Here is a 20443-nt window from a genome sequence, read left to right as displayed (position 1 = left end):
GCAGTTGTGCCGTGAGGGGTCAACGCCGCCAGGCGCCCGCCGCCGTGGCCCGCGCGGCGTACTCCTCGAAGGTCCGGGGCGCGCGGCCCAGCAGGGTGGCGACGCCGTCCGCCGCGCCGGTGAGCAGCCCGCGCTCCATCAGCTCGAACATCGCGGTGAGATGGCGGGCGTCGTCCTCGCCCCAGCCCTCCTCGACCAGCGCCGCGGTGTACCCGGCCGGGGAGACCTGCCGGTAGGTCATGGGCAGCCCGGACGCCCGGGAGATCAGCTCGACGGCCTCGGCGAAGGTCAGCGCGCGCGGCCCGGTCAGCTCGTAGGTCCGCCCGGCGTGCCGGCCGGGCTCGGCCAGTACCGCGGCCGCGGCGTCGGCGACATCCTCCAGGTCGACGAACGGCTCGGGGACCGCACCGGCCGGGAGCGTCAGTTCGCCGGCGGTCAGCGGGGCGTGGAAGAGGTCCTCGTCGAAGTTCTGCATGAAGTTCGACGCCCGCAGGACGGTCCACTCCAGGTCCGAGCCGCGCACGGCCTCCTCGGCCGAGCGCATGTCCAGCCCGAACGGGGAGTCGCCCCAGGTGTCGGCGCCGTGCCCGGAGAGCAGCACCAGGCGCCGGGCGCCGGCGGCCTCGGCGCGCGCCACGAGTTCGTGCACCGGTCCGGGCACGGGCGGCGGCACCACGTAGACGGTGGTGACGCCCTGGAGGACCGGATCCCAGCCCGCGGGCTCGGACCAGTCGAAGCGGGTCCGGCTGGACCGGGACGCGGCGCGCACCCGCGTGCCGCGCAGTCGGAGCCGGGCGGCGACCCGCCGGCCGGTCTTGCCGGTGGCGCCGAGGACAAGGGTGGTGTCGTTGTTGCTCATGGCACCGATTCAACGGCGCCCGCTCGGACGAATCCATGGGTGAGAAGCCGGATTGCCTGTGTCATCGTCTAGCCTGCGTGGGGTGGACGCGTTCGGTGATCTCTTCCGCGGGGTGCGGGCCCAGGGCTCGTTGTTCGGCCTCTCGGCCCTGTCCCCGCCCTGGGCCCTGCGCTTCGTGGACGGCGCGCCGCTGACGTTGTGCGCGGTCCTCGGCGGGGCGGGCTGGCTCGTGCCGGAGCACCGTCCGCCCGAGCGGCTCGGCGCCGGCGAGACGGTCATCGTGCGGGGCCCCGCTCCGTTCACCTTCGTCGACGAGGTCGGTACGCGGGCCGAACCGATCGTGTGCGGCGAGGACTGTGCGACGCCCGAGCAGGGCGGTACCCGGCACCGGCTCGGCTGGAGCGATCACGCCGGTACGGGTACGGGTACGGGTGCCGACGTTGGTGCCGGTGCCGGTACGACGACGCTGGTCGTCGGCGCCTACCCGGTGCGCGGCGAGATCAGCCGCAGGCTGCTGGACGCGCTGCCCGTCGTGCTGCGCGTCCCCTCCGGTGGCGGGGCCGACCCCGTACTGGACCATCTGGCGGCCGAGGCCGCCGCCGACATCCCGGGTCAGCAGGTGGTCCTCGACCGGCTGCTGGACTGGCTGCTGGTGTGCGCGCTGCGGGAGTACTTCGACCGTCCCGGCGGCGAACCGCCCGCCTGGTACGCCGCCCAGCGGGACCCGGTGGTCGGCGACGCGCTGCGGCTGCTGCACGCCGAGCCGGCAGCGCCGTGGACGGTCTCCTCGCTGGCCGGGCGGACCGGGGTGTCGCGGGCCACCCTGGCGAAGCGGTTCGCCGACCTGGTCGGCGAACCACCGCTGACCTACCTCACCCACCGGCGCATGACGCTCGCGGCGGACCTGCTGGCCGAGCGGGACGCGACGACCGTCGCGGAGATCGCCCACGCCGTGGGCTACTCCGACGCGTTCGCCTTCAGCGCGGCGTTCAAACGGATCCGCGGCGTGAGCCCGAGCGAGTTCCGGCGCACCGCGACGGCCGTTCCGGACGGGCGCCTACTCCCCGGGGCGTAAGCCAGCTCCACGGGGCGGGAGCCAGGACCGCAGGACGGGAGGCAGGACCGCAGGACGGGAGCCAGGACCCGGCGCGGAAGCCAGGACCCCGGCTCGGAAGCTAAGCCCCCGCCCCCGAGCCATGTCCGGGGCCGGACGCGGGCGGAAGGGCCGCCAAAGTTCGGGTGCCCGCCGGGAGGCCCGCGCGGAGTTGGGCGACGCTCTCCCGGACGAGGCCGGCGAGGCCGGCCGACCCGTCGCCGGCCGCCCAGGTCTCGACGGAGGCGCGTATCGCCGCGCCGGCCGCCTCGACCAGCAGCCGGGACGACAGGCCGTCGCCGCCGGAGCGTTCGGCGATCGTCTCCGCGAGGAGTCTCTTGGCGGCTTCGACGGCGGTCAGGTGCTGGGCGAGGATGGCCGGGTTCTCCTGGGCCACCCGCATCAGCACGACGACGTCCGCGTGGCTGCCGACCATGGCCGTCACCTCGCCCGGCAGCACCTCGGCGAGGCTGTCCCACACCGGCTCACCGGCCGGGCGGGCGCGCAGCGCGTCCGCGATCGACCCGGCCCGGGGGATGACCGCCTCGACGATCGCCTCCTCGCGGGAGCCGAAGTAGTTGCGGAACGTGTTGCCGGACACGCCGACCCGGGCCGCCACGTTCTCCGGCGTCACGGCGGCCAACCCCTCGTCCGCCAGCAGCTCCCAGGCTGCGCGGCTGAGTGCCGTACGCGTCTCCTGCTTCTTCCGCTCACGGAGACCTGGTCTTCGCGTCATCTTCTTCCACCGTCGTCGGATTTCGGGAACCGGTACCTCGTCCCGGGGAGCACGTCCCGGCAAACGCGTCCCGGGGAACACGTACGGGCCCCGTACGTGTTCCCCGGGGCCCGTACCGCACACCGTCCGTCAGGACTGGGCGCGCATCGCCTCCAGCGGCTGCCCCCACAGGACGCGGCCGGCCGGGACCCGGATGGCCAGGAGGGCGGTCAGGACCACCGTCGCCACGATCGCCGCGAAGACCCACGGCGGGCCCGCGGGCAGGAGGCCGCTGGTAAGGCGGAAGGAGAGGACGGCCAGGGGGACCGCCGCCGTCACCGTGCCCAGGAGCACCGCCGTCGCCGCCAGGAACGAGGTCTCCGCCGTCAGCATCCGGGCGATCTGGGCGCGGGTGCCGCCCGAGAGCCGGAGCAGGGCGAGTTCGCGGGTCCTGGCCGTCGTGGCGGTGACCAGCGTCGTCGCCGACGAGAGGGCCACGTACCCGAGGATCACCGCCAGCAGCAGCCGGTTCAGCCAGTCCTGGGAGCGGGTCTGGGCGTCCTGGGCCGCCTGAAAGGCCGTACGGTCCCCGACCGCCAGGCCCGGGTGGTCCGCCGACAGGGCGCCCAGGGCCGTGGTCAGCGCCGCCCCGTTCGCGTCGGGAGCCGTGGCGACGAGGACGGTGTCCGCGAGCCGGTCCGTGGTGTGCGGGATGACGGTGGCCGCCGGGAGCAGGACATCGCCGAAGCCCAGGTTGGGGCGGAACACGGCGACCACCCGGGGCTTCGCGCGCGTGCCGTCGCCGAGGACGAGGTTCACCCGGTCACCGATGCCCTTGCGCAGGTAGCCCGCCTCCGTCTCGCTCAGGGCGACGGTGTCGCCGCGCAGATCGTCCAGGGTGCCCTCGGCCACCGGCAGATCGAGCGTGCCCCGCAGGCCGTCGGCGTCGACGCCGTACGCCCGCGAGCGCGACATCGGCTCGTCGAGCGAGGTCCGTTCGACGGCCACCACCTCGGTGGCGACCAGCGGGGTCGCCGCCGTCACCCCCGGTACGCGCCGGGCCGCCGCCGCGACGTCCGGAGCGACGCCACCCGGTCCCGTCACCACGTACGGCGCGACGGTCGCCGCCCGCGCCTGGTACTGCGTCGCGTCGGCCAGCGTGGTCTGGCTGTAGAACTGGCTGCTCGCGAAGCCGATCGTCAGCGCGAGCGGGGTCACGGCCGCCGCCAGCCGCCGGGAGCCCGCCGCGCTGTTGGCCGCCGCCAGGTAGCCCGCCACCCCGAAGCGCCGCAGCAGCCCCGCGCCGGCGATCCGGGCGAGCGCGGCCATCAGGCGCGGGCCGAGCATCGCGATGGCGATCAGGGCCAGCATCGAGGAGAGCGACGCGGGCAGTGTGGCCAGGTTCTGCGGTACGAAGGCCACCGCGACGAGCGCGACGGCCGCCAGGCCCAGTACGGCGTACCCGCCGGCGATCCGGCCGCGCCCGATGTCCGGGCGCTCCACCGCGGACTCCCGCAGCGCCGCCACCGGCCCGATCCGTACCTGACGGCGGACCGCGGCCCACACCGCCAGCCGCGCCGCGCCCAGGCAGAGCAGCACGGCGGCCACCGCGGGAACCGGGCCGAGCGAGAGCGTGAAACCCTCCTCGATCACGCCGATCCGGGCGAACCCGTCGCGCAGCGCCTGCGCCGCGAGATAGCCGGGCGCCACGCCGAGCAGCGCCGCCGCGCCGGCCACCAGCAGCACCTCGGTGGCGAGCATCCGGTGGATCTGCCGGGGGGTGGCCGCCACCGCGCGCAGCAGCGCGATCTCGCGCCGGCGCTGGTGCACCACCAGCGAGAGCGTGCCCGCCACGACGATGATGACGATCATCAGGACGAAACCGCTGAACGAGCCCGACACCAGGTTCAGTACGAAGCGGGACTGCGCCGCTCCGAGGAACTCGACCTCGCCGCGCTCCACGCCCGAGCGGACCACCGCGCGGTCGGCACCGTATCCCTGTTCCTTCAGGGCGTCCTCGACGCGCTGCGTGAGCGTGCCCTCCGAGGACGCGAAGAGCCCACCCAGGCCGGTCGGCGCGGCTGTCCGTACGCCCGGGTCCGGGAGGACACCGACCGCCGTGACCTTCCCGGGATTCCCGGACAGGGCGCGCGCCCGGTCGTCGGTGAAGAACAGGGCCGACTGGCGCGGCAGCCCGTCGGCGCCCCGCGCCGCCGCCACTCCGACGACCCGGTATGGTACGACGCCGTCCGCCGTCGCGATCCGCACCGTCGACCCGGCCCCGGCGCCCGCGCGCCCGGCGGTCGCCGCGTCGAGCACCACCTCGCCGTCGCCGCGCGGCGCCGCGCCCTCGCGCAGCGTGTACGGGGTCAGCTCCGCCGAGCCCCAGCCGTGGCCGAGCACCTCGTGCCCGGACGGGGCGGGGACCGGGCGGCCGTCGTCCGTCAGGAGCGTGGCCGGGAAGCTGATCTCGCCGACCGCCGCACGTACGCCGGGCACCCCGGCGACCTTCTCCACCAGCTCCGCCGGCAGCATCGCCCGCTCGGGCAGCGTCTCCACGAGGTCAGGGCCCTCGGGCTCCTTCACCGTGACCGACTGCGTGGCGCCGACCACGACCGGGGCCGCCGCGTACCGCTGCGGCGCGATCCCGGCGAAGAGGCTCGACTGGAGGAGTACGCCGCAGGCCGTGACGAGGACGGCGCCGCCGAGCACCGCGAGGAACGACGCGACGTACCCGGCGCGGCGGGCCCGGATGGACTGCCAGGCGAAGGCGAGGCCGGAGGTCATGACCGGTCCCCCAGGTGCGTCATCCGCGCCGCCACCGACTCCGCGGTGGGCGCGTCGAGTTCGCCGACGAACCGGCCGTCCGCGAGGAAGAGCACCCGGTGCGCGTACGACGCGGCGACCGGGTCGTGGGTGACCATCACCACGGTCTGGCCGAGCGTGTCGACCAGCCCCCGCAGCAGCCGCAGCACCTGCGCCCCGGTGTTGGTGTCGAGCGCGCCCGTCGGCTCGTCGGCGAAGACGACGTCGGGGCGGGTCACCAGCGCGCGGGCGACGGCCACGCGCTGCTGCTGGCCGCCGGAGAGTTCATTGGGCCGCCGGTCCAGCAGCCCGTCGAGGCCGACCGCGGTCACGATCTGGGCCAGCCGGTCGGGGTCGGCATGGCGCCCCGCGAAGCGCAGCGGCAGGGTGATGTTGTCGGTGACACCGAGCGCCGGTATCAGGTTGTACGCCTGGAACACGAAGCCGATCCGGTCGCGCCGCAGCTCCGTCAGGGCCGTCTCCTTCAGCGTGCTCAGGTCGGTGTCACCGAGGAACACCCGTCCCGACGCGGGCCGCTCCAGCCCGGCCGCCAGGTGCAGGAAGGTGCTCTTGCCCGAGCCGGAGGGGCCCATGACGGCGGTGAACCGGCCGCGCGGGATCCCGGCGGACACCTCGCGCAGGGCGATGACCGCGCCTGCGCCGCCCGCCGTGCCGGGTCCGTCCGCGCCGCCGGGCCCGTACACCGCTGTCGCGGCCTCCAGCCGTACGGCGAAATCGGACGACTGCCCCGGAGTGCGCGCCCCTCCCGGCTCCTTGAGCCACCCCTTCATCGCCATGCCCCGACCTGACCCTTCGTCCGCTCAACTCGACAGTGGAGACGCCGACTTGGAGCGGGCCGTCGGGCCGCGTGCGTCGACGCATCGACGGTAGGCCGCGGGCATTGACACGAACCATCCCGTACATGCCATGATCGAAGGTAGAGCCAACTCCACCATGCGTGCGCCAGGGAGCATCCCAGAAGTGACCGACCCCGCCCCGGGCCGAGAGCGGCCCTGGCTTCAGACGCGGGCGCGGAACACGCTGCGCCAGGGGAAGTTCCTCGCCGTCGGCGTCTGTTCCGGCGTCGTCGCCTGGTTCGCCCTCACCGCGCTCCTGCTGACGGCCTCGCTGATCGTCACGCTGCCGCTGCTGCCCCGCACCATCCGGCTCATCCGCCGGCTCGCCGCGTACGAACGCCGCCGCACCGGCGCGTTCCTCGGGACGCCGATCCCCTCGCCCGAGCGGGGGAGGGCGGGGGAGGGCGACGACCTCGTCGACGCGCTGGCCGACCGCTCCACCCGGCGCGACATGAGCTGGCTGACCCTGCAGGCCACGTTCGGCCTGCTGACCGGGCTGGTGGCCGTCGGCTCGCCCGCGGGCGTGCTGCAGAACGTGGGGATCGCCGTGCTCTGGCCTGTCGTCCCCGGCGCCACGACCACGCTGGACATGCCCGTCGAGTCGTGGGGCGACGCCGTTCTCGCGCTGGCCACCGCCGCCGGGTACGGGGCGCTCGGCGTGCTCCTCGTCCCCCCGCTGGCCCGCTGGTACGCGCGGAGCAGCGCGGCGCGGCTCGCGCCCCCGGCGGCCTCCCTCGTCGAGCGGCTCGCCGAGGTCACCGCGACCCGGGCCGCCGCGCTCGAAGCGCACGGCACCGAACTGCGGCGCATCGAACGCAACCTCCACGACGGCACGCAGAACCGTCTCGTCGCCGTCGTCATGCACCTCGGGATGGTGGAGCGCGCCCTGCACCGCGACCCGGAATCGGCCGCGCCCATGGTGCTCACCGCCCAGAACGCGGCCACCGAGGCGCTCGCCGAACTGCGCCAGGTGGTCCGCTCCATCTATCCGCCCGTACTGGCCGACCGCGGGCTCTCCGGCGCGGTGGCCGCGCTGGTCTCGCACTGCGCGATCGACTGCACCCTCGACGCGGGGGAGCTGCCGCGCGCGCCCGCCGCGGTCGAGGCGGCCGCCTACTTCGTGGTGGCCGAGGCGCTCACCAACGCCGTCAAGCACAGCGGGGCGCGGCGGATCACCGTATCCCTGCGCGCCGAGGGCGACCTGCTCACCGTCGAGGTCGCGGACGACGGCCGGGGCGGCGCCGACGAGGCGCTCGGCACCGGGCTCGTCGGGATCGAGCGCCGGGTGGCCGCGTTCGACGGGACGACCCGGCTCACCAGTCCGAGCGGCGGCCCCACCGTGCTGCGCGCCACCATCCCCCTAGGAGTGTGACCCCGTGCGGATCGTGATCGCGGAGGACGACGCCCTGCTGCGGGCGGGCCTCACCCATCTGCTGCGCGCCGAGGGCATCGAGGTCAGCTCCGCCGTCGACAACGGCACCGACCTGCTGGCCGCCGTCGCCGCCGACCGTCCCGACCTCGCGCTCGTGGACGTACGGATGCCGCCGACCTACCGCGACGAGGGGCTGCGCGCCGCCGTGGAGGCGCGGCGCCGGCAGCCGGGGCTCGCGGTGCTGGTCCTGTCGGCGCACGTGGAGGACAGTTACGCCACCGAGCTGCTGGCCGACGGCAGCGGCGGGGTGGGCTATCTGCTCAAGGAGCGGGTGGGGAAGGTCGGCGACTTCCTGGCGGCGCTGGAGCGGGTGGCCGCCGGCGGCACGGCGATGGACCCGGAGGTCGTCGCCCAGCTGCTGGTACGGCGCCGGGCCGACGACCCGCTGCACAGCCTGACCCCGCGCGAGCGCGAGGTGCTGGGGCTGATGGCGGAGGGCCACTCGAACGCGACGATCGCCGGGCTGCTGACCGTCTCCGCGGGCGCGGTGCACAAGCACATCGGCAATATCTTCAACAAGCTGGGGCTGCCCACGACGGACGCCGGCCACCGGCGCGTGCTGGCCGTGCTCGCCTATCTGAAGGCATAGCCGCTCTCCTGCGGCGGCGTCTACCTGGGTCACGGCGGGGACATCCCGGGGGTACGAGACCCGCGGCGGCGTCACGGAGAAGGGCACGGAGCGAGCGGCGGCAGGGGGAGCGGCCTCGGGGGGATGAGCCGCTCCCCCCGGGGAACCGGCCCCTTGGGTCCGCGCCGCGTCAGGGGGGAGTGCGCGGCCCGGACCCCGCAGAGGGGGGCCGGTTCGTCGCCCGCGGACTCTTGCCGGATCCGCAGGGCTCCTCTCCATCGTGCGGCCCGCTCCGACCCGCGCCACCCGGCAAAGGGCCCGGACTTCCGGGTCCTTGGTCCATAAAGGCGGCGTCAAGGGAAAACCGGCCTCAGGGCATCGGCGTTCATACGGTTAGACTCTCGCGACCGCACGTGAGGAGACCGGGGAGGAAGCGGCCGATGGGGCAAGCTAAGAAGATCGTGCTGTACGGGCTCGCCGTCTTCGTCCTGTACACGATCATCACCTCCCCCGACCGGGCCGCGGACCTCGTCCAGGTAGGGTTCGAAGGCATTTCGAGCGCCGCGCAGGGCGTCGGTGACTTCATGTCGGCGCTGGTCAACTGAGACGCGCCGACCGACCGGGCCGGACTCCGGTCCGGACACCGGCCCGGCCCGGCCATACGACAGGAGTGCCTCTTGATCCGCCACCTGGTTCTCTTCAAGCTCGACGAGGGCGTCTCGCGGGACGAGCCGCGGGTGGCCGCCGGTGCCGCGGCCTTCATGAAGCTGGGCGGACAGGTCCCGGAGGTGGAGTTCTGGGAGTGCGCCTGGAACATCACCGACCGCCCGATCGCCTACGACTTCGCGATCAACTCGGCGGTCCCGGACCGTGATGCGCTCCAGCGCTACCTCGACCACCCGGATCACCAGGCCGCCGTCGCACAGTGGCGTGAATTCGCCACCTGGGTGATCGCCGACTACGAGTTCTGAGCCGTTCGCTCCCCACGCCCCACACCTTCCCGGTGTGGGGCATTTGGGTTTATTGCCCCACTTCGCCGTCAACACGGATTTTTCGGGTACTTGCACACAGTGGACATGTCTTGTGATGCTATGACCGCTTTTGACGGATGAGTTGACGTAGTCGACCGCGAAGGGGTGGCGCAATCGTGCCGGCCAGTACTACGCCCCAAGTGCCACCCCAGACCGAAACCGAACGCCGGACCGAGCCCGCCGCCCCGCGAACCGAACCCGAACAGCAGCCCGCCCCACAGAGCCGGGGCGCGGACACCCGGGCCCTCACCCAGGTCCTCTTCGGCGAGCTGAAGGGGCTGGAGCCGGGCACCCGCGAGCACACCCGCGTGCGCGCGGCCCTCATCGAGGCGAACCTGCCGCTCGTGCGCTACGCCGCCGCCCGCTTCCGCAGCCGTAACGAGCCGATGGAGGACGTCGTCCAGGTCGGCACGATCGGGCTGATCAACGCCATCGACCGGTTCGACCCGGAACGCGGCGTCCAGTTCCCCACCTTCGCGATGCCGACCGTCGTCGGCGAGATCAAACGCTACTTTCGGGACAATGTCCGGACGGTGCACGTGCCGCGCCGGCTGCACGAGCTGTGGGTCCAGGTCACCGGCGCCACCGAGGACCTGACGACGGCTCACGGCCGCTCCCCCACCACCGCCGAGATCGCCGAGCGGCTGAAGATCTCCGAGGAGGAGGTCCTCGCCTGCATCGAAGCCGGACGCTCGTACCACGCGACCTCCCTGGAGGCCGCCCAGGAGGGCGACGGGCTCCCCGGGCTGCTCGACCGGCTCGGCTACGAGGACCCCGCACTGGCCGGGGTGGAGCACCGCGACCTGGTCCGGCATCTGCTGGTGCAACTGCCGGAACGGGAGCAGCGGATCCTGATGCTCCGGTACTACAACAACCTGACACAGTCACAGATCAGCCAGGAGCTGGGCGTCTCCCAGATGCATGTGTCAAGACTGCTCGCGCGCAGCTTCGCCCGCTTGCGATCCGCAAATCGGATCGAGGCTTAACCCCCAGGGGTAGAACCCCGCACCTTCCTGCCCCCGGTCGAAACACCACATATCACACCCTTGTTGCACATACCCCACAGCGAGATGTCGACATGTCACTACAGCGTGTTGCCGACATGTGACATTCTGCTGGAACCGCGTTTGCCGCGGCCTCGGCACCGGTATTCAGGTGGAGGCTGCGTTCCTCCGACGGGAGCGGCCGACGCGACCGTCCGCGACCTCAAGGGGGTGGCATGTCCGTAGAACAGGGCAGCTCGAAGGTGCTCACGCTCACGAAGAGCGCTCCCGTGCCCGATGCTCTCGACCACGTGGACCAGGACCAGGCGGTCCAGCCACGGGCGTCCCAGCCGGAAGCCATCGACACCCGTACTCTGTCCCGCTCCCTGTTCCTGCGGCTCGCCGTGCTCGACCAGGAGAGCCCGGAGCGTGCCTACGTACGCGACACCCTCATCGAGCTGAACCTGCCGCTGGTGCGGTACGCGGCGGCCCGGTTCCGCAGCCGCAACGAGCCGATGGAGGACATCGTCCAGGTCGGCACGATCGGGCTGATCAAGGCGATCGACCGGTTCGACTGCGAACGGGGCGTGGAGTTCCCGACGTTCGCGATGCCGACCGTCGTCGGTGAGATCAAACGCTTCTTCCGGGACACGTCCTGGTCGGTACGGGTGCCGCGCCGGCTCCAGGAGCTGCGGCTCGCGCTGACCAAGGCCAGCGACGAGCTGGCGCAGAAGCTGGACCGCTCGCCGACGGTACCCGAACTCGCCGCCGTACTGGGCGTGTCCGAGGAGGACGTGGTCGACGGCCTCGCGGTCGGCAACGCGTACACGGCGTCCTCGCTGGACTCGCCCTCGCCGGAGGACGACGGCGGGGAGGGCTCGCTCGCGGACCGGCTCGGTTACGAGGACATGGCGCTGGAGGGCGTCGAGTACCGCGAGTCGCTCAAGCCGCTGCTCGCCAAACTCCCGCCCCGCGAGCGGCAGATCATCATGCTGCGGTTCTTCGCGAACATGACCCAGTCGCAGATCGGCGAGGAGGTCGGCATCTCCCAGATGCACGTCTCGCGGCTGCTGACCCGCACGCTCGCGCAGCTGCGGGAAGGCCTGATCTCGGACTGAGGCACGCGGACCCCGCCCACCGCCCGGCCGGCCCTCGGAGAATCGAAGATTTCCGGGGATGCCGACGGACGACGACGCGGGCGGGGTACCTGTTCGACGAGCCCACCGGATCAACGAGCCCACCGGATCCGCCGCATTCGCCGGCCCCCGGCGCCACGGCCCCCGGCGCCACGGCCCCCGGCGCCACGGCCCCCGGCGCCACGAGCCCACCGGCCCGCCCTGCGGGGCCACCGGCCTCCGAGGCCGACGACCGGCGGCCACCGGGCCGGTGTCAGGCGAAGGCCAGCCAGGCCACGACGGCCAGGACCGCGACGGCCGCGATCACGCCGATGACCACTCCGGCCTTCGGCCCGCTCTGCTGCGGAGGCGCCTGCCGGCGCTGCGGTTCTCCGTCGTCGACGAACGCGCGGAACATCTGGGTGCTGCCCGCCGGGTCAGGAGTACCCTCGGGTCCCTGCGGGGCTTGGGAGTTGTGTGCCATACGGCAGGACCCTAGCGAACACCGGGACCTCACCCAACCCCGGGCCCACGGCCGATGGCCGGTCGGGACCGCTCCGTACCCCGTGATCTTCCCGGCACATCTCTTGAGCCTCCGCGCGGCCTCCCCACAGCCCTCCCCCATGACCTTCCGCGTGCGAAGTCTTTTGGGTTCCTTTACTGCGATGAGCCCGATTTAGTTTGCCTTCAGCAACCAACCGATCCTATGGTCTTATGGTTGCCCTAAGCAACAAGATGTCGGGAGGGGCCATGGCGGCCGCACGGAGTCAGTACGCGGAACTTTCCCGGCAGCTCAGCGCTGTCGGGGCCGTCAAACGCAGCCTCGCGCGGATCCTGCCCGCCGACTGCCCGGGCGGCTCCGCGGCCGTACTGACCCTGCTGGAACGGCACGGCGAGATGCGCATGAGCAGGCTCGCCGAGCTGCTCGCCGTCGACATGTCGGTGACCAGCAGACATGTCGCGCACGCCGCGGAACGTGGCTGGATCGAGCGGTTGCCCGATCCGGCCGACAAGCGCTCGCGCATCCTGCGGCTCACACCCGCGGGGCGGGAGGTGCTGGGCGAGCTGGACCGGCGGGTGACCGAGATGTTCGCCAGGACGCTCGACGACTGGACCGACGACGAGGTCGGACAGCTCAACGCGCTGCTCGCACGGCTGCGCAGCAGCTTCGGCGACTGCCGCGACCGGCACGAAAGCCGGTACGAAGGCCGGCCCGAGAACCGGTCCGAGAACCGGTCCGAGAACCGGCCCGAGAACCGGCCCGAGAACCGGCCCGAAAGCCGGTCCGAGAACGGCCGGCCGTACGACACAGAAGATCCATACGCCCGTACACCCACGCGGCAAGAGACGTAAGACAAGGAAGCACATGGCTACGACCACACCAACGGGTGTGCGGGGCGGCCACGCCAAGCGCGGCGGCGACCCCGCCGCCGCGAACGGCGCGCCGATGACCCACCGCCAGATCATGGAGGCGCTCTCCGGGCTGCTGCTGGGGATGTTCGTCGCGATCCTCTCCTCGACGATCGTCTCCAACGCCCTCCCGGAGATCATCTCCGACCTCGGGGGCGGCCAGAGCGCCTACACCTGGGTGGTGACCGCGGCGCTGCTGTCGATGACCGCGTCCACCCCCATCTGGGGCAAGCTCGCCGACATCTTCAGCAAGAAGCTGCTGGTCCAGATAGCCCTGGTCATCTTCGTCCTGGGCTCGGCCGTGGCGGGCCTCTCGCAGAACGCCGGAATGCTGATCGCCTGCCGGGTGGTCCAGGGCATCGGCGTCGGCGGGCTCTCCGCGCTCGCCCAGATCGTCATGGCCGCCATGATCGCCCCGCGCGAGCGCGGCCGGTACAGCGGCTACCTCGGCGCGACCTTCGCCGTCGCGACCGTCGGCGGCCCGCTCCTCGGCGGTGTCATCACCGACACCTCGTGGCTGGGCTGGCGCTGGTGCTTCTACGTCGGCGTCCCGTTCGCGGTCCTCGCGCTGATCGTCCTCCAGAAGACCCTGAAGCTCCCCGTCGTCAAGCGTGAGGTCAAGGTCGACTGGGGCGGCGCCTTCTTCATCAGCGCGGCCGTCTCGCTGCTGCTCCTCTGGGTGACCTTCGCGGGCGACAAGTACGACTGGGTCTCGTGGCAGACGTACGCCATGGTCGGCGGCTCGGTCCTGCTCGGCGCGATCTTCATCCTCATCGAGACCAAGGCCACGGAACCGATCATCCCGCTGCGGCTGTTCCGTAACCGCACCATCACCCTCGCCTCGCTGGCCTCGCTCTTCGTCGGGGTCGCGATGTTCGCGGGCACCATCTTCTTCAGCCAGTACTTCCAGCTCGCCCGGGGCAAGTCGCCGACGATGTCCGGCGTCATGACCATCCCGATGATCGGCGGGCTGTTCCTCTCCTCCACCATCTCGGGCCAGGTCATCACCAAGACGGGCCGCTGGAAGATCTGGCTGGTCAGCGGTGGCGCCCTCACCACGGCGGGGCTGGCGCTGCTCGGCACCATCCGGTACGACACCCCGTACTGGCACGTGGCCGTGTACATGGCGGTCATGGGGCTCGGCGTCGGCATGATGATGCAGAACCTGGTCCTCGCCACGCAGAACCAGGTCGCCCCGCGGGACCTCGGCTCCGCCAGCTCCGCCGTCACCTTCTTCCGCTCGCTGGGCGGCGCGGTCGGCGTCTCGGCGCTGGGCGCGGTGCTCGGCAACCGGATCACGCACTACGTGAAGGAGGGCCTGGCCGACCTCGGCCCGCAGGGCGCGTCGCTGGGCCACGCCGGTACGGGCGGCGGCTCCATCCCGGACATCGCCGCGCTGCCCGCGCCGCTGCGGCCGGTCATCGAGGCGGCGTACGGCCACGGCGTCGCGAACGTCTTCCTGTACGCGGCTCCCGCGGCGCTGGTCGCGTTCATCCTGACGCTGTTCATCAAGGAGGTCGCCCTGAAGTCCCGGACCACGGCCGACGGCGACGACAACCCGTCAACCGGCGCGAGCACCACGAGCACCGCGAGCACCGCGGTGGCGGCGGAGACAGCTCCCCTGGCCGCGGCGGCGCCCGCCGCCGCCCTGGCCTCCGTGGCCCCGGCGGCCTCCCTGGGCACCACCCCCGTGGCGGCCCCGGCGGCGGCCACGACGGCGCTGGTCACGGCCTCCGCCGGAGGCCCCGGCGGAGCCGACAACGCCGTGCGGGGTCTGGTGCTCGGCTCCGAGGGCGCCCCGGTGCCTCGGGCCGCCGTCACCCTGATCTCCCTGGCCGGGCGCCAGTTGGCCCGCTCCGTCGCTCAGGCCGACGGCGGCTACTCCCTGGACGCCCCGGGTCCCGGCTCGTACGTCCTGATCGCCTCCGCCGACGGCTTCCAGCCGCAGGCGTCCACGGTGGTCGTCGGGGACGAGCCGCTCGCGTACGACATCCTCCTGTCCGGTACGAGCGGCCTCACCGGGGCCGTGCGCGCGGCGGACGGCGGCGCGGCCGTCGAGGGCGCGATGGTCATCGTCACCGATGTGCGCGGCGACGTACTGGCGACGGGGAGGTCCACCGAGCACGGCGAGTTCGCGTTCGGCGAGCTGATCCCCGGCGCGGTGACGGTCGCGGTGAACGCGGCGGGCTTCCGTCCGCAGGCGCTGCCGGTGGAGATCGGCGGCCAGGGCGTCACCCGCGTCGAGGTCGCGCTCCGGGCCGGCGCCCTGCTCCAGGGCACGATCCGGGCGGGCGCCGACCGCCGCCCCGCGCAGGACGCGCGGGTGACGCTGGTCGACGCGGCCGGGAACGTGGTCGCCACGGCGACGACCGGGGACGACGGGGCGTACGCCTTCGCCGACCTGGACTCGGGCGAGTACACGGTGATCGCGACCGGATACCCGCCGGTGGCCGGCGCGCTGACGGTCACGGGACGCGGCATCGACGGCCACGACATCGAACTCGCCCACCCCGGCGCGTAGTTGCTCCTCCCGCATGGGGGACCTCGGGGGGTGTGGGGCCGTACTCTGCCCCACACCCCCCGCATCGGGGCCCTGTCGGCGGGCGGCATCGGGATCGGCACGGGATCCCGTACGGGATCGGCATGATCGAGGAGAGAACAGGGATGGGACTTCGCGGACAGGTACGGACGCGCGACGGCTGGGCGGTCCAGCACGCGATCGTGACCATGACCGACATGACCGGCACGCAGGTGCTGCGCACCGGGGCGGACGAGGAGGGGACCGTACAGGACAGCACACCGCTCACGCCGGGCCCGTACACCGTGGTCGTCACGGCCGTCGGCTACGCGCCGGTCGCCTCGACCGCGCTGGTCACCAGGACCGGCCGGGCCGACCTCGGCACGGTGACGCTGGTCAGGCAGGGCGGCGTGGAGCTGCCGCCGCCGGGGGTGTGGAGCATCGACCCGTCGCACTCGTCGGTGGGCGCGGTGGCGCAGCACCTCGGGATCTCCAGCGTGCGCGGGCGGTTCACCGAGTTCGGCGGCCGGATCGAGATCCTCGACACCGGCGGCGGGCCCGAGGAGGCGCGCGTCGAGGCGGTCATCAGCGCGGCCACGATCGACACGGGCAACGGGCTGCGCGACAAGCACCTCAGGTCGCCGGACTTCCTGGACGTGGCGCGCTTCCCGGAGATCACGTACAGCAGTACGGGGCTGTCCCCCGCGGGCCCCGACCGCTGGAAGGTGCACGGCCGGCTGTCGCTGCACGGCGTCGTACGCGACCTGGACCTGGACCTGAGCTACCTGGGCACGGGCCCGGACCCGTGGGGCGGCGTACGGGCCGCGTTCCACGCGACGACGGAGCTGCGGCGCTCGGACTTCGCCATGAACTACAACCAGGTGGTGCAGGCGGGGATCGCGGCGATCGGGACCACGCTCCGGGTGGAGCTGGAGATCCAGGCGGTGCAGGGGGAGAACCTGCCGGAGGCGTAGCGGCGTACCGGCGCGGGGCGTACTCGTGCAGGGGCGTACCGGCGCGGGGGCACAGGACGTCATAGGCTGCGGGCCATGGCACCGAACATCGCAACGAACACGACCGTGGATCTCGCCGGACTGCTGGAGTTCGTACGGCCCCGGCACCGCGCGATCCTGCTGACCACCCGCGCCGACGGCCGCCCCCAGGGCTCCCCGCTCTCCTGCGGGGTGGACGACTCGGGCCGGATCGTGGTCTCCACGTACCCCGAGCGCGCGAAGACCCGCAACGCCAAGCGTGACGAGCGGGTGAGCGTGATCGTGCTGTCGGACGACTGGAACGGCCCGTGGGTGCAGGTCGACGGGACGGCCGAGGTCATCGACTCCCCCGAGTCGGTCGAGCCGCTGGTGGAGTACTACCGGAACATCGCGGGCGAGCACCCGGACTGGGACGAGTACCGGGCGGCGATGGTGAAGCAGGGCAAGTCGATCATCCGCGTCACGCCGGAGCGCTGGGGCCCGCTCGCGACGGGCGGCTTCCCGGCGCACCTGGCGCCGTAGGCGGGTGCCAGAGGCAGGGCCGTCGGGCCCGAAGGGCGGGGCCAGGGCGTCCCGCGGCTCCGCCCGGAACACCGGGAGGGTTCGTCAGCGTGTGAACGGCACTACCAGCAGCCATCCGGCCACCACGTAGGCGGCAAGCGTGGCGACGACGACGAGCGCGGTCCGTACCGCGCGCATGGCCCGTGCGGCATCAGCGGGGCGCATGTCGTCGCCGGAACGGGAACAGGCTCGTGAGCCGGAGCCGACCGTACCAGCGGGGCTTGCGGTGTCTCCGGTGGCCGGGGCGCTGCGCGTGGCGCGGTAGTACGTACGCGGGTACGGGCGCGGGCAGTGCCCTGAGGGTGTACCGGCCGCTGAAGTCGTCGGCGTCGAGAGCGAACTCCGTTCCCGCGAGAAGCCGTTCCTGTGCCGCTTTCTGTGCCCGGGGGTCGTGGTACCAGGACCGGAGTGCGGCGGGTACGTCCGGAACAAGGGCCTGTACGGGGACGAGTGTGCCCGGCGGAGCCCACCTGGAGCGCGGGCCGGGGTCGAGGCCGTCGGCGATGCGCCGGGCCTGGTGGCGGAGGAAGGAGAGGGCGAACTCGGGCGATGCCGCCTGCCGGGCGGCGAGGACGACCCGTACCCACGTGCCGTTGACGGGCCCCTCGCAGACCACGGTCACGTGGTAGAGCCGTGCCGCGCTCATGCTCGCCGCCCGGCCGGGGGCCGCTGCTGACGGTGGAGTTTCGCAAGGGCGGCGAGCTGGGCCCGTTCCCGCTCGGTCGCCGGGCGGAGCGCGATCAGCGCGGCCTGCCAGGTGTGCCCCGAGGGGCGGACGAGACAGACCACCGGCCCGGCGAAGGACCGGATGACACCCGGCATGTCCGCCCGCCGGTCGAACACCGCCATGCCGACCCGCAGATCGGGACCGGGCGTCATCCGGCATCACCGGCCCGGCGGTGCGGGTGCGCCGCGATCTGGCGCGCACAGTGGGCCACGCTGACCTCCCCGATCCCGCGACGGGCGTTCTCCCGACGCCTGTCCCACCAGTCGCACAGATCGCAACCAGGCACCGGGGCCGGGTCAATCGGGGGGTGGATCAAGGCCGGCGGAATTCCGGAAGTGCGTCGCTCACGCATCACGGACCGCTCCTCTCTGTAGCGATTTCACTACCGGGAGTGCCCAGGGTGATCTATCCTCGAAGAGCCTTCAACCTCCGCCCAGTTGATTGAAAGTTGGTTCAATAGTGGCTAACCGTAAGGAGCTTGATCCCCAGTCGGGGCCCCTCGCGGCCTTCGGGGAGCGTCTGCGCAGGCTGCGAGAGGAACGCGGATGGACTCAGGATGAGTTGGCGGATCGTACCGAATATTCCGCCTCGCATATTTCGGGGGTCGAAACTGGGTCCCGAAACCCAACCGTCAAATTCGCCGCAAGCGCGGACAGGGCGTTCGGCACCGGGGAAGCACTGACACGGCAAGGGGCTGCGGCGCGGAACTCGGCGATACTCGACGGCTTTCCCGATTTTGTCGAGCACGAGGGCAGGGCTTCGGAGATCCGCCTGTTCGAGCTGGGGATCGTTCCGGGGCTGTTCCAGACGCGGGAGTACGCCGAAGCCATCACCGCGGGTGCCGTGCGGCGCGGCGCGATCACGGAACAGCAGGCGGAGGAACGCCTGACGCTCCTGTCCCGACGCCAGGCGCTGATCGCACGGACACCACCCCCGCAGTTGTACGTCCTGCTCGACGAGAGCTGTATCAGGCAACGTGTGGGCGGGCCCCGAGTCCTGGCGGAGCAACTGGGGCATCTCCTGGAAGTCGCGGACATGCCCAACACTGTTGTGCAGGTGGCTCCGTTCGAACTGGGCGAACGCCGCTCCTTTGACTCGCCCGTCACGCTGGCCACCCTGCCCGACGGGTCGTGCATGGCCTATGCGGAGTCTGTGCACTCCGGCCGTCTGGAGCGCGATACACGGTTGGTCCGGCCTATTTTCACGGCCTACCATCAGCTACAGGCTGAAGCACTCTCGCAGCGAGAGTCCGTAGCCATGGTCAGTCAGGTGAGAAAGGGCTTCCTGTGACAACCGATTCGCTCCACTGGTTCAAGTCCTCCTACAGCTCCAACGGCGGCCAGTGTCTTGAGGCCGCCGCCGATCTGATCGCCTCGCACGGCACCGTCCCCGTCCGGGACTCCAAAGACCCGAGCGGCCCCGTCCTGGGCTTCCCCGTCCACTCGTTCGCCTCCTTCGTGGCGGGCGTCAAGTCCGGAGAGTTCGGCACCGTCTGACCCTGCGGTACAGCGCCTACTGGTTCACCGGGCCCCCATCACCCTCCCCCGGAGTGATGGGGGCCGGCCCGTCTTCGGCCAGTGTGCCGGAGATGAGGAGGATGGTGAAAGAGGCTTCCGCCTGTCTCCGGGGAAACGAGCCAGCAGGGGAGCGGCCGAGAGTCAGCGCCGCTCGGGTCCGGACGCTTGAGGCTTCCGGTGCCGGCCGGTGCCCGGGCCGAGAGGCTTGGGGGCCGGGCCCGGCCCCTGCGCCGGAGTCTCGATCTTCGAGTCCGGGTACTGGATGCGCTTCGCCTCCGCGAGGTTGGCCGCGAAGCCGTACGCCTCCCACGCGTGCCCGTTCCACCGCTGGATCAGGCGAGGCGCCTCGGGGTTGACGTGCCCGGCCTGCGGGCCTTCGCCGGGGACCAGCGGGACGGCGCGGAGATGTCCGATCTTGGCGTCACGGCGGTCCGCCCACTCGGACAGCGGTTCGTCATCCATTCCGCTTCCCTATGACTCGACGGCTGCTCGTCCGCGAGGATAGCGCCTCGACGAAGGCCCCCTCGGCTCTACAGTGGGCCGGCGAAAGCCCGATGCCGCTTCCCGCGAACTCACTGCCGTCCTCACACGGCGGGCCCGAGAGCGGTTGCTCGGCCGCCTGAGGATCGTCGAACGGGACCGGGGAGCCCGCTGACGGTCCCGTGAGGGTTCGTGGGTCCTCTTCGCGGTACCCGTGGACAGCGATACAGACGCTGGCCCTGCCTCCGGAGTCAGCCAGGAATGAGGATCGCGTCCAGATGCTCCTGCACTGGTTCGAACAGTCCGTACGGCACGTACTCCGGGATCTCTCCATGGGCGACCCAGGCCAGTTCGGCCAGTTCCTCGGTGTCCGCGACATAGGCCGTGCCATCCAGTACCTGGCAAGCGGTGTACGACATCAGCCGGCCCGTCTTCGGGTGGACGCGTTCGCCGAGCAGCTTCACGGCCGCCACAGTGAGCCCGGTCTCCTCCTGGGTCTCCCGCACAGCGGCGTTCTCTCGAGTCTCGCCGGGCTCGACCTCCCCGGCCGGGAACTGCCAGGAGAGCTGTCCTTCGCTCACGCGGCGGCGGACCATGAGCACACGGCCTTCGTGAACGACGATGGCGGCGGCGATACCCGGCCGCTCATCCGTGTTCTGCTGCGTCACGTCTGCTCCTCCAGGACTGCCAGGATGGGTGGGAAGAACGCCGGTCGCGGGGTGCAGGCGGTTCCCGAGGTGCTTCCGTGCCGCGCAGTGGTCGTAGCCGGTTGCGAATCGC

Annotated in this window: 22 protein-coding genes; 13 read left to right on the top strand and 9 right to left on the bottom strand. The window is 72.2% G+C overall.

Annotated elements, in window-relative coordinates:
- Positions 1–19 precede the first annotated feature (19 nt).
- Positions 20–859, bottom strand: a complete 840-nt coding sequence (locus tag ACFXKG_RS06415; RefSeq protein WP_384833262.1) for an NAD(P)H-binding protein — start codon at positions 857–859, stop codon at positions 20–22.
- Between the two features lie 82 nt (positions 860–941).
- On the opposite strand from ACFXKG_RS06415, the gene ACFXKG_RS06410 reads away from it, so the two are divergent.
- Positions 942–1934, top strand: a complete 993-nt coding sequence (locus ACFXKG_RS06410; RefSeq protein WP_384833259.1) for an AraC family transcriptional regulator — start codon at positions 942–944, stop codon at positions 1932–1934.
- A gap of 100 nt (positions 1935–2034) precedes the next feature.
- Here ACFXKG_RS06410 and ACFXKG_RS06405 read toward each other — a convergent pair whose 3' ends face one another.
- The 3 genes from ACFXKG_RS06405 to ACFXKG_RS06395 all read right to left on the bottom strand — a co-directional run bounded on the left by ACFXKG_RS06405 (position 2035) and on the right by ACFXKG_RS06395 (position 6263).
- A complete protein-coding gene (locus tag ACFXKG_RS06405) occupies positions 2035–2688 on the bottom strand; it encodes a TetR/AcrR family transcriptional regulator (protein ID WP_384833256.1) in 654 nt (217 codons plus the stop codon).
- A gap of 129 nt (positions 2689–2817) precedes the next feature.
- The gene (locus ACFXKG_RS06400) at positions 2818–5454 is read right to left on the bottom strand and encodes an FtsX-like permease family protein (protein ID WP_384833253.1); all 2637 of its coding nucleotides are present in this window, start codon (positions 5452–5454) and stop codon (positions 2818–2820) included.
- A complete protein-coding gene (locus ACFXKG_RS06395) occupies positions 5451–6263 on the bottom strand; it encodes an ABC transporter ATP-binding protein (RefSeq protein WP_384833711.1) in 813 nt (270 codons plus the stop codon). The genes ACFXKG_RS06400 and ACFXKG_RS06395 overlap by 4 nt, the downstream gene beginning before the upstream one ends.
- Positions 6264–6453: 190 nt before the next feature.
- Between ACFXKG_RS06395 and ACFXKG_RS06390 the strand changes: the two genes are divergently transcribed.
- The 6 genes from ACFXKG_RS06390 to ACFXKG_RS06365 all read left to right on the top strand — a co-directional run bounded on the left by ACFXKG_RS06390 (position 6454) and on the right by ACFXKG_RS06365 (position 11461).
- Positions 6454–7701: a sensor histidine kinase gene (locus tag ACFXKG_RS06390; RefSeq protein WP_384833250.1), complete on the top strand. Its 1248-nt coding sequence runs from the start codon at positions 6454–6456 to the stop codon at positions 7699–7701.
- 4 nt (positions 7702–7705) lie between these two features.
- Complete coding sequence (locus ACFXKG_RS06385) at positions 7706–8350, top strand: response regulator (protein WP_384833247.1); 645 nt, start codon at positions 7706–7708, stop codon at positions 8348–8350.
- 419 nt (positions 8351–8769) lie between these two features.
- Positions 8770–8934: a hypothetical protein gene (locus ACFXKG_RS06380; RefSeq protein ID WP_365810710.1), complete on the top strand. Its 165-nt coding sequence runs from the start codon at positions 8770–8772 to the stop codon at positions 8932–8934.
- A 72-nt stretch (positions 8935–9006) separates the two neighbouring features.
- The gene (locus ACFXKG_RS06375; protein ID WP_384833243.1) at positions 9007–9300 is read left to right on the top strand and encodes a Dabb family protein; all 294 of its coding nucleotides are present in this window, start codon (positions 9007–9009) and stop codon (positions 9298–9300) included.
- A 176-nt stretch (positions 9301–9476) separates the two neighbouring features.
- A complete protein-coding gene (locus tag ACFXKG_RS06370; protein WP_384833240.1) occupies positions 9477–10346 on the top strand; it encodes an RNA polymerase sigma factor SigF in 870 nt (289 codons plus the stop codon).
- A 233-nt stretch (positions 10347–10579) separates the two neighbouring features.
- Positions 10580–11461: an RNA polymerase sigma factor SigF gene (locus ACFXKG_RS06365; protein WP_365810715.1), complete on the top strand. Its 882-nt coding sequence runs from the start codon at positions 10580–10582 to the stop codon at positions 11459–11461.
- A gap of 271 nt (positions 11462–11732) precedes the next feature.
- Here the strand turns inward: ACFXKG_RS06365 and ACFXKG_RS06360 are convergent, their stop codons facing one another.
- The gene (locus ACFXKG_RS06360; RefSeq protein WP_384833237.1) at positions 11733–11942 is read right to left on the bottom strand and encodes a hypothetical protein; all 210 of its coding nucleotides are present in this window, start codon (positions 11940–11942) and stop codon (positions 11733–11735) included.
- Between the two features lie 266 nt (positions 11943–12208).
- Between ACFXKG_RS06360 and ACFXKG_RS06355 the strand changes: the two genes are divergently transcribed.
- The 4 genes from ACFXKG_RS06355 (at position 12209) to ACFXKG_RS06340 (ending at position 16900) form a co-directional block, all read left to right on the top strand.
- A complete protein-coding gene (locus ACFXKG_RS06355; RefSeq protein ID WP_384833233.1) occupies positions 12209–12811 on the top strand; it encodes a MarR family winged helix-turn-helix transcriptional regulator in 603 nt (200 codons plus the stop codon).
- 13 nt (positions 12812–12824) lie between these two features.
- Entirely contained in the window at positions 12825–15389 is a 2565-nt protein-coding gene (locus ACFXKG_RS06350) for an MFS transporter (protein ID WP_384833230.1), read from the top strand.
- A 143-nt stretch (positions 15390–15532) separates the two neighbouring features.
- Positions 15533–16360 (top strand): YceI family protein, encoded by an 828-nt coding sequence (locus ACFXKG_RS06345; RefSeq protein WP_384833228.1) that lies wholly within the window; start codon positions 15533–15535, stop codon positions 16358–16360.
- A gap of 75 nt (positions 16361–16435) precedes the next feature.
- Entirely contained in the window at positions 16436–16900 is a 465-nt protein-coding gene (locus ACFXKG_RS06340; protein ID WP_365810725.1) for a PPOX class F420-dependent oxidoreductase, read from the top strand.
- Positions 16901–17090: 190 nt separating this feature from the next.
- On the opposite strand, the gene ACFXKG_RS06335 is transcribed toward ACFXKG_RS06340, so the two are convergent.
- Positions 17091–17585 carry a hypothetical protein gene (locus ACFXKG_RS06335; protein ID WP_384833225.1) on the bottom strand — a complete coding sequence of 165 codons (495 nt, stop codon included), beginning with the start codon at positions 17583–17585 and terminating at the stop codon, positions 17091–17093.
- A complete protein-coding gene (locus ACFXKG_RS06330) occupies positions 17582–17818 on the bottom strand; it encodes a hypothetical protein (RefSeq protein WP_384833222.1) in 237 nt (78 codons plus the stop codon). Before ACFXKG_RS06330 ends, ACFXKG_RS06335 begins: the two co-directional genes overlap by 4 nt.
- A 307-nt stretch (positions 17819–18125) precedes the next feature.
- Here ACFXKG_RS06330 and ACFXKG_RS06325 point away from each other — a divergent pair, with 307 nt between their 5' ends.
- Both ACFXKG_RS06325 and ACFXKG_RS06320 read left to right on the top strand, forming a co-directional pair.
- Entirely contained in the window at positions 18126–18956 is an 831-nt protein-coding gene (locus ACFXKG_RS06325; protein ID WP_384833219.1) for a helix-turn-helix transcriptional regulator, read from the top strand.
- On the top strand, positions 18953–19162 hold the full coding sequence (locus tag ACFXKG_RS06320; protein WP_384833216.1) for a DUF397 domain-containing protein: 210 nt from the start codon (positions 18953–18955) through the stop codon (positions 19160–19162). The genes ACFXKG_RS06325 and ACFXKG_RS06320 overlap by 4 nt, the downstream gene beginning before the upstream one ends.
- 162 nt (positions 19163–19324) lie before the next feature.
- Here the strand turns inward: ACFXKG_RS06320 and ACFXKG_RS06315 are convergent, their stop codons facing one another.
- Both ACFXKG_RS06315 and ACFXKG_RS06310 read right to left on the bottom strand, forming a co-directional pair.
- Positions 19325–19645 carry a DUF6087 family protein gene (locus tag ACFXKG_RS06315; RefSeq protein WP_384833213.1) on the bottom strand — a complete coding sequence of 107 codons (321 nt, stop codon included), beginning with the start codon at positions 19643–19645 and terminating at the stop codon, positions 19325–19327.
- 269 nt (positions 19646–19914) lie between these two features.
- On the bottom strand, positions 19915–20331 hold the full coding sequence (locus ACFXKG_RS06310) for an NUDIX hydrolase (RefSeq protein WP_384833210.1): 417 nt from the start codon (positions 20329–20331) through the stop codon (positions 19915–19917).
- Between the last annotated feature and the right edge of the window lie 112 nt (positions 20332–20443).

Origin of the sequence: Streptomyces sp. NPDC059255, assembly GCF_042752355.1 — a bacterium.
Taxonomy (GTDB): Bacteria; Actinomycetota; Actinomycetes; order Streptomycetales; family Streptomycetaceae; genus Streptomyces.
The sequence above is the reverse complement of the archived record's forward strand: the minus strand, read 5'-3'. Positions and strand labels throughout refer to the sequence as shown.

Bases quoted from the DNA above. Each gene is read 5' to 3' on its own strand.
- ACFXKG_RS06415 (WP_384833262.1), bottom strand. From the start codon at position 859: ATGAGCAACAACGACACCACCCTTGTCCTCGGCGCCACCGGCAAGACC.
- ACFXKG_RS06405 (WP_384833256.1), bottom strand. From the start codon at position 2,688: ATGACGCGAAGACCAGGTCTCCGTGAGCGGAAGAAGCAGGAGACGCGT.
- ACFXKG_RS06400 (WP_384833253.1), bottom strand. From the start codon at position 5,454: ATGACCTCCGGCCTCGCCTTCGCCTGGCAGTCCATCCGGGCCCGCCGC.
- ACFXKG_RS06395 (WP_384833711.1), bottom strand. From the start codon at position 6,263: ATGAAGGGGTGGCTCAAGGAGCCGGGAGGGGCGCGCACTCCGGGGCAG.
- ACFXKG_RS06380 (WP_365810710.1), top strand. From the start codon at position 8,770: ATGGGGCAAGCTAAGAAGATCGTGCTGTACGGGCTCGCCGTCTTCGTC.
- ACFXKG_RS06365 (WP_365810715.1), top strand. From the start codon at position 10,580: ATGTCCGTAGAACAGGGCAGCTCGAAGGTGCTCACGCTCACGAAGAGC.
- ACFXKG_RS06360 (WP_384833237.1), bottom strand. From the start codon at position 11,942: ATGGCACACAACTCCCAAGCCCCGCAGGGACCCGAGGGTACTCCTGAC.
- ACFXKG_RS06355 (WP_384833233.1), top strand. From the start codon at position 12,209: ATGGCGGCCGCACGGAGTCAGTACGCGGAACTTTCCCGGCAGCTCAGC.
- ACFXKG_RS06350 (WP_384833230.1), top strand. From the start codon at position 12,825: ATGGCTACGACCACACCAACGGGTGTGCGGGGCGGCCACGCCAAGCGC.
- ACFXKG_RS06345 (WP_384833228.1), top strand. From the start codon at position 15,533: ATGGGACTTCGCGGACAGGTACGGACGCGCGACGGCTGGGCGGTCCAG.
- ACFXKG_RS06340 (WP_365810725.1), top strand. From the start codon at position 16,436: ATGGCACCGAACATCGCAACGAACACGACCGTGGATCTCGCCGGACTG.
- ACFXKG_RS06335 (WP_384833225.1), bottom strand. From the start codon at position 17,585: ATGAGCGCGGCACGGCTCTACCACGTGACCGTGGTCTGCGAGGGGCCC.
- ACFXKG_RS06330 (WP_384833222.1), bottom strand. From the start codon at position 17,818: ATGACGCCCGGTCCCGATCTGCGGGTCGGCATGGCGGTGTTCGACCGG.
- ACFXKG_RS06315 (WP_384833213.1), bottom strand. From the start codon at position 19,645: ATGGATGACGAACCGCTGTCCGAGTGGGCGGACCGCCGTGACGCCAAG.